The 13,108-nt window shown below is 63.7% G+C and carries 14 protein-coding genes; 10 read left to right on the top strand and 4 right to left on the bottom strand.

Translation table 11 applies throughout. The features are described 5' to 3' along the window. Window position 1: 1 nt before the first annotated feature. Window positions 2-1,258, bottom strand: a complete 1,257-nt coding sequence (locus KI611_RS11945; RefSeq protein ID WP_226415275.1) for an MgtC/SapB family protein — start codon at window positions 1,256-1,258, stop codon at window positions 2-4. 41 nt (window positions 1,259-1,299) lie between these two features. On the opposite strand from KI611_RS11945, the gene ispD reads away from it, so the two are divergent. From ispD to KI611_RS11915, 6 genes are all read left to right on the top strand, one after another. Further along, complete coding sequence (ispD, locus tag KI611_RS11940) at window positions 1,300-1,986, top strand: 2-C-methyl-D-erythritol 4-phosphate cytidylyltransferase (protein WP_226415249.1); 687 nt, start codon at window positions 1,300-1,302, stop codon at window positions 1,984-1,986. Then, window positions 1,983-2,465 (top strand): 2-C-methyl-D-erythritol 2,4-cyclodiphosphate synthase, encoded by a 483-nt coding sequence (gene ispF / locus KI611_RS11935; RefSeq protein ID WP_226415245.1) that lies wholly within the window; start codon window positions 1,983-1,985, stop codon window positions 2,463-2,465. The genes ispD and ispF overlap by 4 nt, the downstream gene beginning before the upstream one ends. Continuing rightward, window positions 2,455-3,015, top strand: coding sequence for an RNA 2',3'-cyclic phosphodiesterase (gene thpR, locus KI611_RS11930; RefSeq protein ID WP_226415241.1), 561 nt, complete (start codon window positions 2,455-2,457; stop codon window positions 3,013-3,015). The genes ispF and thpR overlap by 11 nt, the downstream gene beginning before the upstream one ends. 179 nt (window positions 3,016-3,194) lie before the next feature. Further along, window positions 3,195-6,137 (top strand): putative bifunctional diguanylate cyclase/phosphodiesterase, encoded by a 2,943-nt coding sequence (locus tag KI611_RS11925; protein ID WP_226415238.1) that lies wholly within the window; start codon window positions 3,195-3,197, stop codon window positions 6,135-6,137. Then, window positions 6,134-6,454: a hypothetical protein gene (locus tag KI611_RS11920; RefSeq protein ID WP_226415235.1), complete on the top strand. Its 321-nt coding sequence runs from the start codon at window positions 6,134-6,136 to the stop codon at window positions 6,452-6,454. The genes KI611_RS11925 and KI611_RS11920 overlap by 4 nt, the downstream gene beginning before the upstream one ends. Continuing rightward, entirely contained in the window at window positions 6,451-7,293 is an 843-nt protein-coding gene (locus tag KI611_RS11915) for an HDOD domain-containing protein (RefSeq protein WP_226415231.1), read from the top strand. The genes KI611_RS11920 and KI611_RS11915 overlap by 4 nt, the downstream gene beginning before the upstream one ends. Here KI611_RS11915 and KI611_RS11910 read toward each other — a convergent pair. Together KI611_RS11910 and ompR are read right to left on the bottom strand one after the other, a co-directional pair. After that, window positions 7,283-8,587, bottom strand: coding sequence for an ATP-binding protein (locus KI611_RS11910; protein ID WP_226415227.1), 1,305 nt, complete (start codon window positions 8,585-8,587; stop codon window positions 7,283-7,285). The two genes, KI611_RS11915 and KI611_RS11910, sit on opposite strands and share 11 nt — an antisense overlap. Continuing rightward, window positions 8,584-9,312, bottom strand: coding sequence for a two-component system response regulator OmpR (gene ompR, locus KI611_RS11905; RefSeq protein ID WP_226415223.1), 729 nt, complete (start codon window positions 9,310-9,312; stop codon window positions 8,584-8,586). Before ompR ends, KI611_RS11910 begins: the two co-directional genes overlap by 4 nt. Before the next feature lie 159 nt (window positions 9,313-9,471). Between ompR and KI611_RS11900 the strand changes: the two genes are divergently transcribed. The 4 genes from KI611_RS11900 to KI611_RS11885 are packed head-to-tail and all read left to right on the top strand — an operon-like array spanning window position 9,472 to window position 11,722. Further along, window positions 9,472-9,768 (top strand): hypothetical protein, encoded by a 297-nt coding sequence (locus tag KI611_RS11900; RefSeq protein WP_226415198.1) that lies wholly within the window; start codon window positions 9,472-9,474, stop codon window positions 9,766-9,768. Between the two features lie 39 nt (window positions 9,769-9,807). Beyond that, complete coding sequence (tsaB, locus tag KI611_RS11895; RefSeq protein WP_226415194.1) at window positions 9,808-10,497, top strand: tRNA (adenosine(37)-N6)-threonylcarbamoyltransferase complex dimerization subunit type 1 TsaB; 690 nt, start codon at window positions 9,808-9,810, stop codon at window positions 10,495-10,497. Then, on the top strand, window positions 10,494-10,955 hold the full coding sequence (gene rimI, locus KI611_RS11890; protein WP_226415172.1) for a ribosomal protein S18-alanine N-acetyltransferase: 462 nt from the start codon (window positions 10,494-10,496) through the stop codon (window positions 10,953-10,955). Before tsaB ends, rimI begins: the two co-directional genes overlap by 4 nt. Next, a complete protein-coding gene (locus tag KI611_RS11885; RefSeq protein ID WP_226415147.1) occupies window positions 10,952-11,722 on the top strand; it encodes a uracil-DNA glycosylase in 771 nt (256 codons plus the stop codon). Before rimI ends, KI611_RS11885 begins: the two co-directional genes overlap by 4 nt. A 6-nt stretch (window positions 11,723-11,728) precedes the next feature. Here the strand turns inward: KI611_RS11885 and lplT are convergent, their stop codons facing one another. Next, on the bottom strand, window positions 11,729-12,994 hold the full coding sequence (gene lplT / locus KI611_RS11880; protein ID WP_226415144.1) for a lysophospholipid transporter LplT: 1,266 nt from the start codon (window positions 12,992-12,994) through the stop codon (window positions 11,729-11,731). Window positions 12,995-13,108 lie beyond the last annotated feature (114 nt).

Genomic DNA, 13,108 nt, shown 5'->3' with positions numbered 1-13,108 from the left:
CTCAAATCAGCAATAACCCAGCGGCCAGGCCGCCGCCGATGGCGAGCAGGCCCGGCAGGGCGTGGCGGGCCAGCTTGCTGCCGCCGATGCTGAGGACCAGTCCGATCTTGAACACCAGATTGGCGATCAGGGCCAGCGTTACCGCTATGACCGCCTCGCTGCTCGATAGTTTTTGCAGATTGAACAAGCGCAGCGTCGACAACACGCTGGCGTCGGCATCGGTCAGGCCGGAAGCGAGGGCGACGATGTAGAGGCCCTTGTTGCCGGCAATGTCCTGCAGCCAGGCTGAAGCGAGTACCACGAGGGCGTAGAGCAGGCCGAAGGAGATGGCGGTTTTCAGTTCGGTCGGATTCTTCACCTCGGGCATCGGCAGTTCGCCGGCCGCGCTGAGCGCTTTCCAGCCGTAGAGCGCCACGATGATGCCGGGCACGATGCCGCAGGCGAAGACGATGGCAATCGGCGTGATCAGCGTCGGGGCGACCATGCCGGAGACCAGGCCAAGACGGATCATCACCATGACGTTGGCGATCAGGATGACGGTCGCCGCCATCCGCACCAGATGACCCAGTTCATGGGCGTGGCGGGAGAACATCAGGGTGGTCGCGGTGCTCGACGCCAGTCCGCCGAAAATGCCGAGCAGGGCCGCCCCGTGGCGCGCCCCGACGATGCGCAGGGCGAGGTAGCCGGCGAGGGCGAGGCCGGAAATCAGGACGACCATCCACCAGATCTGGCGGGGGTTCAGTGCATTGTAGGGGCCGAAGTCCTGGTTCGGCAGGATGGGCAGGATGACCAGCGAGAGGACGGCGAATTGCAGGATCGAGTTGATGTCCTTCGGTGTCATCCGTTCGCTGACCTGGCGCATCTCGGCCTTGAAATAAAGCAGCACGGTGGTCGTGATGGCCAGCATCACGGCCAGCGTTGCGTAGCCGTACCAGATCGCCGCGCCCAGGCCATAGGTGACGATGATCGCGGCCTCCGAGGTAAAGCCGCGATACTGCTCTTCCTGCTGGGCTGAAAAGTTGGAGGCAACCATCGACGCCGCGATGACCAGCAGCCCGACGGCGAGCATCCAGGGGCCGCCGGCTTTTTCGCCGAGCAGGGCGAACAGACAGCCCAACATTGATGTCAGCGCGAAGGTGCGCAGGCCGGCCGCGGAGTCGGGACGCCGTTCGCGCTCCATGCCGATCAGCAGACCGATCCCCAAAGCGGTGGCGAAAGCCTCGAGCGGGGTAGCCAGTTCCGGAACAATGAAGCTCATGCGGTTCCTCTTTTATCGTCGTTATTCAGTAAAATTAAGCCATGCCACGTTATTTCGCAATTGTTCCCGCTGCCGGCAGCGGTTCGCGCTTCGGCGCCGAGAAACCAAAACAGTATTTGAACCTGCTCGGCCGGCCGCTGATTTACCACACGCTGGCAGCTCTGGTTGCCTGCCCGGAGATCGAGCGGGTCTGGGTGGTACTGTCGCCAGACGATCCGTACTGGCCGCAGCATGACTGGTCCGAACTTGGCGCCAAGCTGGAAACCGTGCGCTGCGGCGGAGCGACGCGGGCGGCGAGTGTGGCGAACGGATTGCAGGCGGCGGCCATGGTGGCGTCCGACGACGACTGGGTGCTGGTGCACGATGCGGCTCGGCCATGTCTGAGTGCCGCAATGCTCGCCGGACTGTTCGAGGAGCTGGCCAACGACGCGGTGGGTGGCATTCTCGCCGTGCCGGTCGCCGATACCCTGAAACGTGCCGATGCCGGCCAGCGCGTTGCCGCCACCGAACCGCGCGACGGCTTGTGGCAGGCGCAAACGCCGCAGATGTTCCGCTACGGTCGGCTGTGCGAGGCGCTGGAAAAGTGTCGCGCTGTCACCGACGAAGCCAGCGCCATCGAAGCGCTCGGTCTCAAGCCGAAGCTGGTGCGCGGCGATGCGACCAATCTGAAAGTGACTTTTCCGGCCGATCTGGCCTTGGCGGCGATGATACTGAGGGGGCGCAAATGAATTTCCGGGTAGGTCAGGGATACGATGTGCACAAGCTGGTCGAAGGTCGCAAACTGATCCTCGGCGGCGTCGAGATTCCCCATGCCACGGGCCTGCTGGGCCACTCCGATGCCGATGCCCTGTTGCATGCGATCACCGATGCGCTGCTCGGCGGCGCGGCGCTGGGCGATATCGGTCGCCACTTTCCCGATACCGATCCGCGCTACCAGGGGGCGGACAGCCGCGTGCTGCTGCGGGCGGCCGTTGCCTTGCTGGCCGACAAGGGCTGGCGTCCGGTCAATGTCGATGCGACGCTGATCGCCCAGCAGCCCAAACTGGCGCCGCATGCCGCAGCGATGGTGGCGAATGTCGCGGCGGATCTCGGTATTTCGACCGATGCCGTGAATATCAAGGGCAAGACCAACGAACGCCTGGGTTATCTCGGGCGTGAACAAGCCATCGAGGCGCAGGCCGTGGTGCTGCTCGAGCGTGCAAGCTGAAGGACCGACCAGACCGGCCACGGCCCGCGTTTTCTTTGCCCTGTGGCCGCCTCCGGCGCTCGCCGGAAAATTGGCCGGGATTGCCGTTGCGGCAGCCGGCCAGCTCGGTGGTAGACCGACCCGGCGCGACACCATTCATCTGACGCTGGCTTTTCTCGGTGACGTGGCCGAGGCTCGTTTGCCATCGCTGTGCGCCAGCGCCAGCCGCGTCGTCGCTAGGTCCTTCGACTTGACGGTTGACCGGCTCGGTTTCTGGCGTCACAACCATCTGTTGTGGGCAGGCTGCCGCGCCGCACCGCCGGCCTTGCCGGCGTTGGTCGCCGAGTTGTCGGCCGGGTTGGACCAGGCCGGATTCGCCATCGCCGACCGGGAACGCCAATTTGCCCCGCACGTCACCTTGCTGCGCAAGGTTCCGGCTGACGATTGCCAGCCGCTGCCGGCAATCGATCCCTTGTACTGGCCGTGTCCGGGTTTCGTTCTGGTCCGTTCCCGGCGGTCGTCGGCCGGTTCGGCGTATCAGACGCTCGCCGAATTTCCGCTGCTTTCTTGAGCGCGACCGGCTGATTTTGTTTTGCCGCCGTGTCAGGTCTGCTACGATTGTTGAAGAACTGTGACAGGCTAACCGAGCTCGGAAAGCCTGTTGGCTTATGATTTGTCATGACAAATGTCGTACTGAATGCCGCTGTAATTTTATTGCCGGGGCGTTCGAGAAGCGGCTAAGGGGGATGTTTGGGCGACTTGGGACCGGCGGCTGAAAACACGGCAATTCTGCGCGTCCTGCTGATTGATGCCAGTCCCCGTGACGGCCAGCGCTTGCTCGAGGCCTTGCGGGGGGGCGGACATGTCGTCTATTCCCGGCAACTGTCCCGGCGTGCCGAGGTCGAGGCTGTTTTGCGCGATGAAACCTGGGACGTCGCCCTGGTCAGTTGCTCGTTGCCCGACCTGCCACCGGCCGAGGTCGTCGACCTGCTGCAGGAATTGGCCTTGAGCCTTCCGGTGATTCTGACGGTGGATCGCGGCAGCAAGGAATTCCCGATCGAGCTGCTCGAGAATGGTGCCCGCGACTTCGTTTTCAAGAGCAATCCCAGCCGCCTGCTGGCGGTCGTCGAACGGGAATGCGCCAAGGCATTGTTGCAGCGCCAAAACCAGCCGGCGCTGATGACGCCCGAAATGAGCGGCAATATCGACGAAGGCGAGGCCCGCTTCTTCCAGTTGGCGAGCAATATTCCCGAATGTTACTGGCTGCTCGATGCCGAGACCCAGCGGGTGACCTATGTCAGCGAAGGGTATGAGCAAATCTGGGGGCGCTACGTCGAGGCGCTTTATGCCGACAATCGCGACTGGCTGAAATACGTTCACATCGATGATCGCGATCGGCTGGTCGACAACATGAGCGTGCATCGGGTCGGCGGGCTGGACGTCAAGTTCCGCGTGATGCGGCCGGGCGATGGCCTGCGCTGGCTGCATGCGCGCAACTTCCCGGTACATAACGAAAACGGCCGTATCGTCAGCGTCGGAGGCGTGGCCACCGATATCACCAGCCTGCTCACCGAGCAGCGGAAGCTGCCGTATTTTGCCCATTTCGATGCGCTGACCGCGTTGCCCAACCAGTTGATGTTTTACGACCAGGTGCGCCGGTTGATCGCACTGGCCAAGCGCAAGAACATGCCGCTCGGCCTGATGGTCATCGACATCGATCGTTTCCGGGAAGTCAATCAGGCGCTCGGTCACACCTTCGGCGACGAATTGTTGCGCCAGGTCGCCGGGCGGTTGTCCGGCTCCCTGCGCGAGTCCGATATCCTCGGACGGCTGGGCGGCGACGTCTTCGCCGTGCTCCTGCCGGAAGTGGCCGATGCCCAGCAGGCCGGCATCGTGGCGCGGCGGATCATCGATACCCTGATCATGCCGGTGCGGGTCGATGGTCGGGATGTGTTCGCCACGGCCAGCATCGGCGGCGTGTTTTTCCCGCGCGATGGGCACGATGCCCACGAACTGGTGTGCAATGCCGAAATGGCCGTGCGCAACGCGAAGAGCCAAGGGCGCAACAATTACCTGTTCTACTCGGAAGAGATGCACGATGGCATCCGCGATCGCCTCTTTCTCGAAACCGACTTGCGCAACGCGACGCTACGCAACGAGTTCGTGCTGCACTACCAACCCAAGGTAAGTTGCGCCAACGGACGGATTACCGGCACCGAGGCGCTGATTCGCTGGCAGCATCCGCGCCAGGGCCTGGTGCCGCCCGACCAGTTCATCCCGATGCTCGAAGAGACCGGCCTGATCGTTCCGGTTGGCCGCTGGGTGATCGAAAGCGCCTGCCGGCAGGCGGTCGAATGGCAGCAGGCGGGGCTCGACATTCCCTCGGTCTCGGTCAATCTTTCGGCCCGGCAACTGCAGTCGGATACCTTGCTCGACGATGTCGCGGCAACGCTGGCCAACACCGGTCTGAAACCGGCCTGCCTCGACCTCGAGATCACCGAAAGCATGCTGATGCAGAATACCGAATCGGCAATCCGCACGCTGACGGCGCTCAAGGCAACCGGTGTGACGATATCGCTCGATGACTTTGGCACCGGCTATTCCAGCCTGGCCTACCTGAAGCGCTTTCCGCTCGATGCGGTCAAGGTGGACCGCTCCTTCGTCCAGGATATCGCGGCCGATTCGGACGATGCGTCGATCACCCGCGCCGTCATTACCATGGCCCACCACCTGAAGCTGAAAGTGGTGGCGGAAGGCGTTGAAACGGCCGAGCAGCTGGCGCTGCTGATTTCCCACCAGTGCGACATCATCCAGGGGTATTTCTTCTCGCGGCCACTGCCGGCCGCGGCGATGACCGAACTGCTGGTGGCGGACAAGCGGCTGCCGACCAACCTGCTGCGTTCGGGGACGCGCAAACCGATGGCCTTGTTCGTCGCGGTCGAGGGCTTCGACGAGGCGATTTCGACGCTGGTCCGCGACGGACATCGGGTGTGCACGGCTTCCGATTTCGATGCGGCGATGCAGTGGTTTGCCGGCAATCTGGTTGACGTCCTGGTTTGCGGCTCGCCGCGCAAGGATTTCGATGTCGCCGGGGTGATTCGTCAGGCGGCCCTGAGCCAGCCGCAATGCGAGCGCATCCTGCTGGCCGACAGCCGCCAGTGGAACCGGAAACTGGTCGGCGAACTGAGCGGTTCCGGCCTGGTCCATCGGGTGATCCACCTGCCGGCCGAAGCCGTGGCTTTCCGGCAGACGGTCGAAGAGGCGCTGAATCGCCGGCATATTTCCGATGAATACAGCCGGTTGTCGCACGAAGTCGAAGTCGCCGAGCGGGAACTGGTCCGGGTCGAGGAAGATCGCCGGCGCCTGGCGGCGGAGAACAAGGCTTTGCAGGAGCAGGAGAGCCAGGGTTATCGCATCCTTCAGGAAGTGGTTGGCGAACTGCCATGGCCGGTCTTGGGGATGGACGATGAAGGCATGCTGGCCCTGATCAATGAAGCAGCCTACGCGTGTTTCAGCGCGCGCGGGCTGGCCCCCGGAACTTCCCTGACCAGTCTGTTGCCTGAACTGGCAAGCCTTGGCGAACATGCTTCGGTAGCGATCGATGGTCGCGATTATTTGTGTCGCTGGCGACCGGTCAATCTGGGTGGTTCGGTCAGCGGGCGCCTGCTGTTGCTTGAGGAAAAAAAGAAATGAAAACAGTTGAAACCGTGGCGATTGGTGACGTACGTCCCGGTATGCGCCTTGCCGAAGCCTTGCTCGACGAGTCGGGGCGAGTGCTGGTTCCGGGGGGCTGCGAACTGACCGACAGCATGGTGCACGGCCTGATGCGGCGCGACATCGCCGAACTGACCATCGAGCGCGAGATCGAGGAAGATCCGGCAACGCGGGCGGCGCGCGAGGCGCGGGTGATCGCCCAGCTCGACCGGCTGTTCCGCAAGGCTGGCGATGGTCTGGAAACCCGCCAGCTATACCGGGCCATTCTCGATTTTCGGATGGCAGACCAGGCATGACGACGCTCGATCGCGACCAGGTCCTTGCCCACCTCAAACAGTTGCCCTCGCTGCCGGTCGCCGTTGCCGACCTGCTGGCTTCCTTTGCCAACGAGGATGTCGATGTCACCAGCATCGCCCATCAGATTGCCCGCGATCAGGGGCTGACGGCGCGCGTCCTGCGCGTTGCCAATTCGTCCTTTTACGGTTTGCAGCACAAGGTCGGCACCATCAACGAGGCAGTCGTCGTCCTCGGCTTCCGGGCGGTGCGCAGCATGGTGATGGCGGTCGGGATCAATGGCGTATTTCGCGTCGATCAATGTCGCGGCTTCGATGCCCAGGCTTACCTCCGGCACTGCGTCGCGGTCGGCCTCGGCGCCCGCGCGCTGGCTGAGGAAACCGGCCACAATCCGGAACTTGCCTTCACCGGCGGCATCCTGCACGACATCGGCGAGCTGGTGCTGGCCGCCAATTTTTCGCAGCAATATGCCGAAGTGCTGGCCTATCGCAAGCAACATGATTGCTTTCTGGTCGTCGCCGAGCGCGACATCCTCGGCATGGACCACTGTGAAGTGGGCAGCCTGCTCGCCGAAACCTGGCGCTTTCCGTCGGTGTTGCAGGTGGCGGTCGCCGAACACCATGCGCCGGCCAGCGCCGTGGCCGGTTCGCTGGCCGATCTGATGCATGTCGCCAATGCCATCGCACATGGCCTGGGATTCGGCCAGAGTCCCGAGGAAATGGTCATGCCGGTTGAACGCACGGCGTGGCAGCGTCTCGGACTCGATGCCGGGAAAATCAGCCGGGTGCTGCCCTTGATCGTTTCCGGGGTCGATGAGACCTGCCAGGCCTTCAGTGCCTGATTGGTAGCACCAGGCGGGCGAGCAGCCCGCCTTCCGGGTTGGCCAGCAGGTCGAGCCGGCCGCCGTGCAAACGGGCGATGCGCTCGACGATGGCCAGCCCGAGGCCGGTTCCTCCGGCGTTGGTGCGGGCCGACTCGTAGCGCGTGAATGGACGCTTCAGGCGCTCGACCTCGGCGGCCGGAATGCCGGGGCCGCGGTCGCTGATTTCGATCCATATTTCGCGGTCTACCGCGGCGACTTTGAGCTGGACGTCGCCGCCACCGTATTTCCAGGCATTGTCGATCAGGTTAGTCACCGCGCGGCTGATCGCCTTCGGGCGCAACAAGGTTTCCGGCAAGCTTCCGATCTCGCTGTGCAAGACGTGGCCGATGCAGCCCTGACGTTCGACGATGCTGCCGAGCAGGGTGGCCAGGTCGGTTTTCTCGGCGGTCTCGCCGGATTCGGCACGGGCGTAATCCATGAACTGGGAGATCACCGCTTCCATCTGTTCGATGTCGGCGACCACCGCCTGGCGCGCGCCTTCGTCGGCAACGCTCAGTTCCGCTTCGAGGCGCAGGCGGGTGAGCGGCGTGCGCAGGTCGTGCGAGATGCCGGCCAGCACTTCGGAGCGGTCCTTGTCGTGGCGCACCAGGTCGGCGGCCATGGTATTGAAGGCGCTGGCCAGTTGGCGCAGTTCTTCGGCTCCGTCCTCCGGCAAGGGGTCGGGTATCTGGCCGCGACCGACCGTTTCGGCCGATTTCGCCATGGCTTTCAGCGGCCGGCTGATCCGCGAGGCGATCAACCAGGCCATGGCCAGCGCCAGGATGATGGCGAGCAGCCCCCAGGTCAGCCAGTGCGTGGCAAAACTGCGGGCAGCTCGTTCCCGTGGCAGGATCAGCCAGTATTCTTCATCGTCGTGGTCGTCGAGACGAAAACTGACCCAGAAGCCGGGCGCCTCGTTGACCCGGGCGGCGATCCGGGTATGCGCGCCGAGGCGGGCCGTCAGTTCGCGGTAAAGCAGGCGTTGAAAACGGCTGTCGGGCATGGCTTCGATAACATCGTCCGGTTCGGCCGGCAGCAGGCGGATGCCTTCCCGCGTTGAAAACTCGTTGAACAGGCCGAGTCGCTTTTTCGGTGCCGCCGCGAATAGCGAGGCACGGATCAGGTTGACCGCAGAGGCTGCCAGTTGCGCCGTTTCGCGGGCGCGCGGTTCGGCATCGATGTAGCGGAAAAGGCTGAGCCAGGCCGCTGTGGTCAGCAGAACCAGCACAGCGAGCAACAGGAAAGTGCGCGCCAGCAGCGTGCGCGGCATCATGCGTCGCGCGCAGTGCCGTCCGGAACGAAGACGTAGCCGAAGCCCCAGACGGTCTGCAGGTAGCGCGGCTGGGCCGGATCGGTTTCGATCAGCTTGCGCAGCCGGGAAATCTGGACGTCGATGGCGCGGTCGAACGGCCCCTGTTCGCGACCACGGGCCAGCGTCATCAGCTTGTCGCGTGACAGCGGTTGTCCTTGATGTTGCAGCAGCACTTTGAGGACGGCGAATTCACCGGTGGTCAGCGGCAGCAGTTCGTCGCCGCGGCGCAGCGCGCGGGCTGCGAAATCGACCTCGATGTTACCGAAGTGGATGGTTTGCGTTTCTTCTTCCGGGGCGCCGGGCGGCTTGTTGCCCTGGCGGCGGAGCACGGCATGGATGCGGGCGAGCAGTTCGCGCGGGTTGAACGGTTTGGGCAGGTAGTCGTCGGCGCCCATTTCGAGTCCGACGATGCGATCGACCTCGTCGCCCTTGGCGGTGAGCATGATGACCGGTGTCTGGTCGCCGGTACCGCGCAAGCGCCGGCAGATGGTCAGGCCATCTTCGCCCGGCATCATCAGGTCGAGGACAATCAGGTGAAAATGCTCGCGACTGCGCAGCTTGTCCATTTGCTTGCCGTCGGCGACTGACTTGACGTCGAAACCCTGTTCGCCAAGGTAGCGGGTGAGCAGGTCGCGCAGGCGGGCATCGTCGTCGACGACCAGAAGGTGATGTTTATGTTCGTTCATGCAGGCAAGGATAATGGCTGACGGTGAATGAAGCGCAGTAAATGGTAACAAGTAATTGCCCGGGGCAGCCGGGAAACATTTAATTACACTTGCTCCGGCTTGCCGGCGCCGGGCGGATGGACAATGATGGCTACCAAAACGAGTCCTGCATCGATTGCCATGAAACGCCTGCTTCTCTCCCTGCTGTTGTTGTCCAGCCTCTGCGGGCTGAGCGGGGGCGTGTCGGCGCAGCCATCGTGGCGCGACCTGCCGCCGGACGAACGGCGGCAGATGCGCCAGCAGATGCGCGAACACTGGCAGCAGGATCGCGAGCTGCGGCGGAATGATGACGGCGAGCGGCGCTGGCGGGATGTGCCGGCCGAGGATCGCCGGCAGATGCGCGAGGAAATCCGTGAGCAGCGCGGCCGGTCGGAACGTGATGACGGGCGTGGCGGGCGGGGTGGCCGGCAAGATTGACCCCCCGGCCGGGAAGCGCCTCCGGTAAAATTCCGGCCCATGTTGATTCTCGCTCTCGAAACCTCCACCGAACTTGGCTCCTGCGCGCTCTGGCGCGACGGCGAAGTCGTCGAGCGCCTCTGCCCAAGCGGACGGTCGCATTCGGAAACCCTGTTGCCGCTGGTCCGCGAACTGCTCGCCGAGGCTGGCTGCCAGATCGGACAGCTGGACGCCATAGCCTTCGGCGTCGGCCCCGGTGCCTTCACCGGCTTGCGGATCGCCTGTGGCGCCGCGCAGGGGCTGGCGGTGGCGGGCAGCATACCGCTGCTGCCGGTGACCAGCCTGGAGGCCATGGCGGCGCTGAGCGGTGGCGAACGGGTCGTTGCTGTGCTCGATGCGCGGATGGGCGAGGTTTATTCCGGCCATTACCTGCGTTCGGCGGATGGCTATCAACTGCAAGGCGAGATTCGCGTTTCGGCGCCGGCCGACGTGCTGCTTCCGTCCGGCGCTGGCTGGCTGGCCTGCGGCAATGCCATCGCGGCCTATCCGGTTTTGCAGCAGCGCCTGGCGCTGGCTGGTGTAGCGCAGTTGCCCGGCATCCTGCCGACCGCAGCGGCACTGGCCAGGCTGGCGGCGCCGCGCGCGGCGCGGGGGGCCGGCATCGATGCGGCGCTTGCCGCGCCGCTGTACATTCGCGACAAGGTGGCGAAGACCGTCGCCGAGCGCCTCAGCGAAGGGGGCAGGGCGTGACTGCCGTGCCGATCGCCGCCGAGTTTTTTCCGATGAACGAGCGCGATCTCGATACGGTGGCGGCGCTTGAAGCCACCCTGCAGGTCTTTCCCTGGTCGCGCGGCAATTTCGCCGATTCGTTAAGTGCCGGTTACAGCACTTGGGTATTGCGCTTGGGCGGCGATCTGATCGGTTTTTCAGTCGTCATGGCGGTGCTCGACGAGGCGCACCTGCTCAATATCGGTATCGCTCAGCGCTACCAGGGGCAGGGCTATGGCGCACGGATGCTCCGGCATGCGATGGAATGCGCGCGGCTGCATGGCGCGACAAAATTGTTTCTCGAAGTCCGCCCATCGAACGACAAGGCGGTCGAGCTGTATCGTCATTTCGGCTTTCGCCAGATCGGCTTGCGCAAGGGCTACTACCCGGCCGTCGATGGGCGGGAAGACGGATTGATTTTTGACAAGGAACTGGCATGAGCCTGAGCCGCGAGCAAATGCTGGTCGAGATGGGGATTTCGCCGATCTGGGTCGTCCGGGAAAAGGGTGTTGAGCCGGCGGTTGCGCCCGCGCCCCAGTCGGCTGGCGAAGCGCCACCATCGGCCGTGGTCGCCGTACCGCAACCGGCACCGCTGTGCGAAAGCGTGGCCGGGCCAGCGGCGGCGGTTGATGCGATGAACTGGCCGGAATTGACCCGGGCGGTGGCCGAATGCAAAGCCTGCCCGCTCTGCCAGCAGCGCAAACAGGCGGTACTCGGCGTCGGCGACCTCAGTCCCGACTGGCTGTTCATCGGCGAGGGGCCGGGGGCGGACGAGGATGTGCAGGGCGAGCCCTTTGTCGGCCAGGCCGGCAAGCTGCTCGACAACATGCTGGCCTCGCTTGATATTTCGCGGGGCAACAAGGTCTACATCGGCAATGCGGTGAAATGCCGGCCGCCCGGCAACCGGACGCCGGAGGCAGCCGAAATGGCCGCCTGCCGGCCTTACCTGGAGCGCCAGATCGCGCTGCTCAAGCCGAAGATCATTGTGCTGCTCGGCAAGGCTGCCGTGCATAGCGTGCTGCACGACGACAAGTCGCTGGCGTCGCTGCGCGGCAAGCGTTTCGAGTACGCCGGCATTCCGGTGGTGGTGACCTATCACCCGGCCTACCTGCTGCGCAATCTGCCCGACAAGTCGAAGGCCTGGGAAGACCTGCTGTTCGCCCGTCGCCTGCTCAACGCCCTGGCAACGCCCGAGCTGCCCTTCTAGACCGGGTTAGTGGTGGGCTGAATCGTCCAGGTGCTGGACGTCGTCCTGGGCCGCCTGGTTGGCGAGGTGACGCTGGCGGATCAAATACATCAGGCCGCTGACGAACAGGCCGAATAGCGTGACCACCCAATAGATCGACAGGTCGATCTTGATCATCAGGTAATAGAGCCCGGTCATGATCAGGATGGAAATGTTCTCGTTGAAGTTCTGCACGGCAATCGAGTGGCCGGCTCCCATCAGGATGTGGCCGCGATGCTGGAGCAGGGCATTCATCGGTACGACGAAGAAGCCGGACAGGCCGCCGATCAGAATGAGCAGCGGAACGGCCAGCCACAGGCTGGTGACGAAATTCATCACCAGCACGATCAGGCCCATGGCGATACCGAGCGGGATGACCCGAACCGACTTGCGCAGGGTGATGAATTTGGCCGCGACGATCGCGCCGACGGCGACGCCAATCGCCACCACGCCCTGCAGCATCGACGATTTGGAGAGGTCGAGATTGAGCGCCACTTCCGACCACTTGATCACGATGAACTGCAAGGTCGCCCCGGCGCCCCAGAACAGCGTGGTTACCGCCAGCGAGATCTGGCCCAGTTTGTCGCGCCAGAGCAGGGTCAGGCAGTGGCTGAATTCGTGGATCAGGAAGAAGGGGTTTTTCTTCAGTTGCTTGTGATCGACGCCGGTGTCCGGAACGTACAGATTGAAAATCGAGGCAATGACATAAAGTACGGCGACGATAGACAGGGCCATTTCGCCCGTCGTATTGACGCCGGTATCGATCAGCGGGAAATCGAAGGCGAGCAGGTTTTGGGCGATTTCCGGGCGGATCAGCGTGCCGCCGATGACCACGCCGAGAATGATCGCGCCAACGGTCAATCCTTCGATCCAGCCATTGGCGACGACGAGCAGGCGATGCGGCAGGTATTCGGTGAGGATGCCGTACTTGGCCGGCGAGTAGGCGGCGGCGCCAAGACCGACGACGGCGTAGGCGAGCAGCGGGTGGGCGCCAAAGAACATCATGCTGCAGCCGACGATCTTGATCGTGTTGCTGATGAACATCACCCGCCACTTGGGCATCGAATCGGCAAAGGCGCCGACAAAGGCGGCGAGCAGTACGTAGGAGAGCGTGAAGAATGTCTTGAGCAGCGGCTCGTATTCGGACGGCGCCTGCATCTCGCGCAAGGCGGCGATCGCGGCTATCAGCAGGGCGTTGTCGGCCAGTGCGGAAAAAAACTGCGCAGCCATGATGATGTAGAAGCCAAAGGGCACTTGGGTGTTTCTCTTGTCTCTTATATAACTTTGGTCGAGGGTTATACCACGCTTTGCAAGCAGTGCAAGGCTTGTGGAAAGCTGCTGCTTGTGTATAGGTCAGCGGGCATCGGG

This window comes from Dechloromonas denitrificans, assembly GCF_020510685.1.
GTDB lineage: Bacteria > Pseudomonadota > Gammaproteobacteria > Burkholderiales > Rhodocyclaceae > Azonexus > Azonexus denitrificans_A.
Note: the sequence above shows the minus strand (reverse complement) of the source record. Positions and strands in the feature narration are given on the sequence as shown.

Coding starts and splice junctions, on each gene's coding strand:
- KI611_RS11945 (WP_226415275.1), bottom strand. CDS start 1,258: ATGAGCTTCATTGTTCCGGAACTGGCTACCCCGCTCGAGGCTTTCGCC.
- ispD (WP_226415249.1), top strand. CDS start 1,300: ATGCCACGTTATTTCGCAATTGTTCCCGCTGCCGGCAGCGGTTCGCGC.
- ispF (WP_226415245.1), top strand. CDS start 1,983: ATGAATTTCCGGGTAGGTCAGGGATACGATGTGCACAAGCTGGTCGAA.
- KI611_RS11920 (WP_226415235.1), top strand. CDS start 6,134: ATGAAAACAGTTGAAACCGTGGCGATTGGTGACGTACGTCCCGGTATG.
- KI611_RS11915 (WP_226415231.1), top strand. CDS start 6,451: ATGACGACGCTCGATCGCGACCAGGTCCTTGCCCACCTCAAACAGTTG.
- KI611_RS11910 (WP_226415227.1), bottom strand. CDS start 8,587: ATGATGCCGCGCACGCTGCTGGCGCGCACTTTCCTGTTGCTCGCTGTG.
- ompR (WP_226415223.1), bottom strand. CDS start 9,312: ATGAACGAACATAAACATCACCTTCTGGTCGTCGACGACGATGCCCGC.
- KI611_RS11900 (WP_226415198.1), top strand. CDS start 9,472: ATGAAACGCCTGCTTCTCTCCCTGCTGTTGTTGTCCAGCCTCTGCGGG.
- tsaB (WP_226415194.1), top strand. CDS start 9,808: ATGTTGATTCTCGCTCTCGAAACCTCCACCGAACTTGGCTCCTGCGCG.
- KI611_RS11885 (WP_226415147.1), top strand. CDS start 10,952: ATGAGCCTGAGCCGCGAGCAAATGCTGGTCGAGATGGGGATTTCGCCG.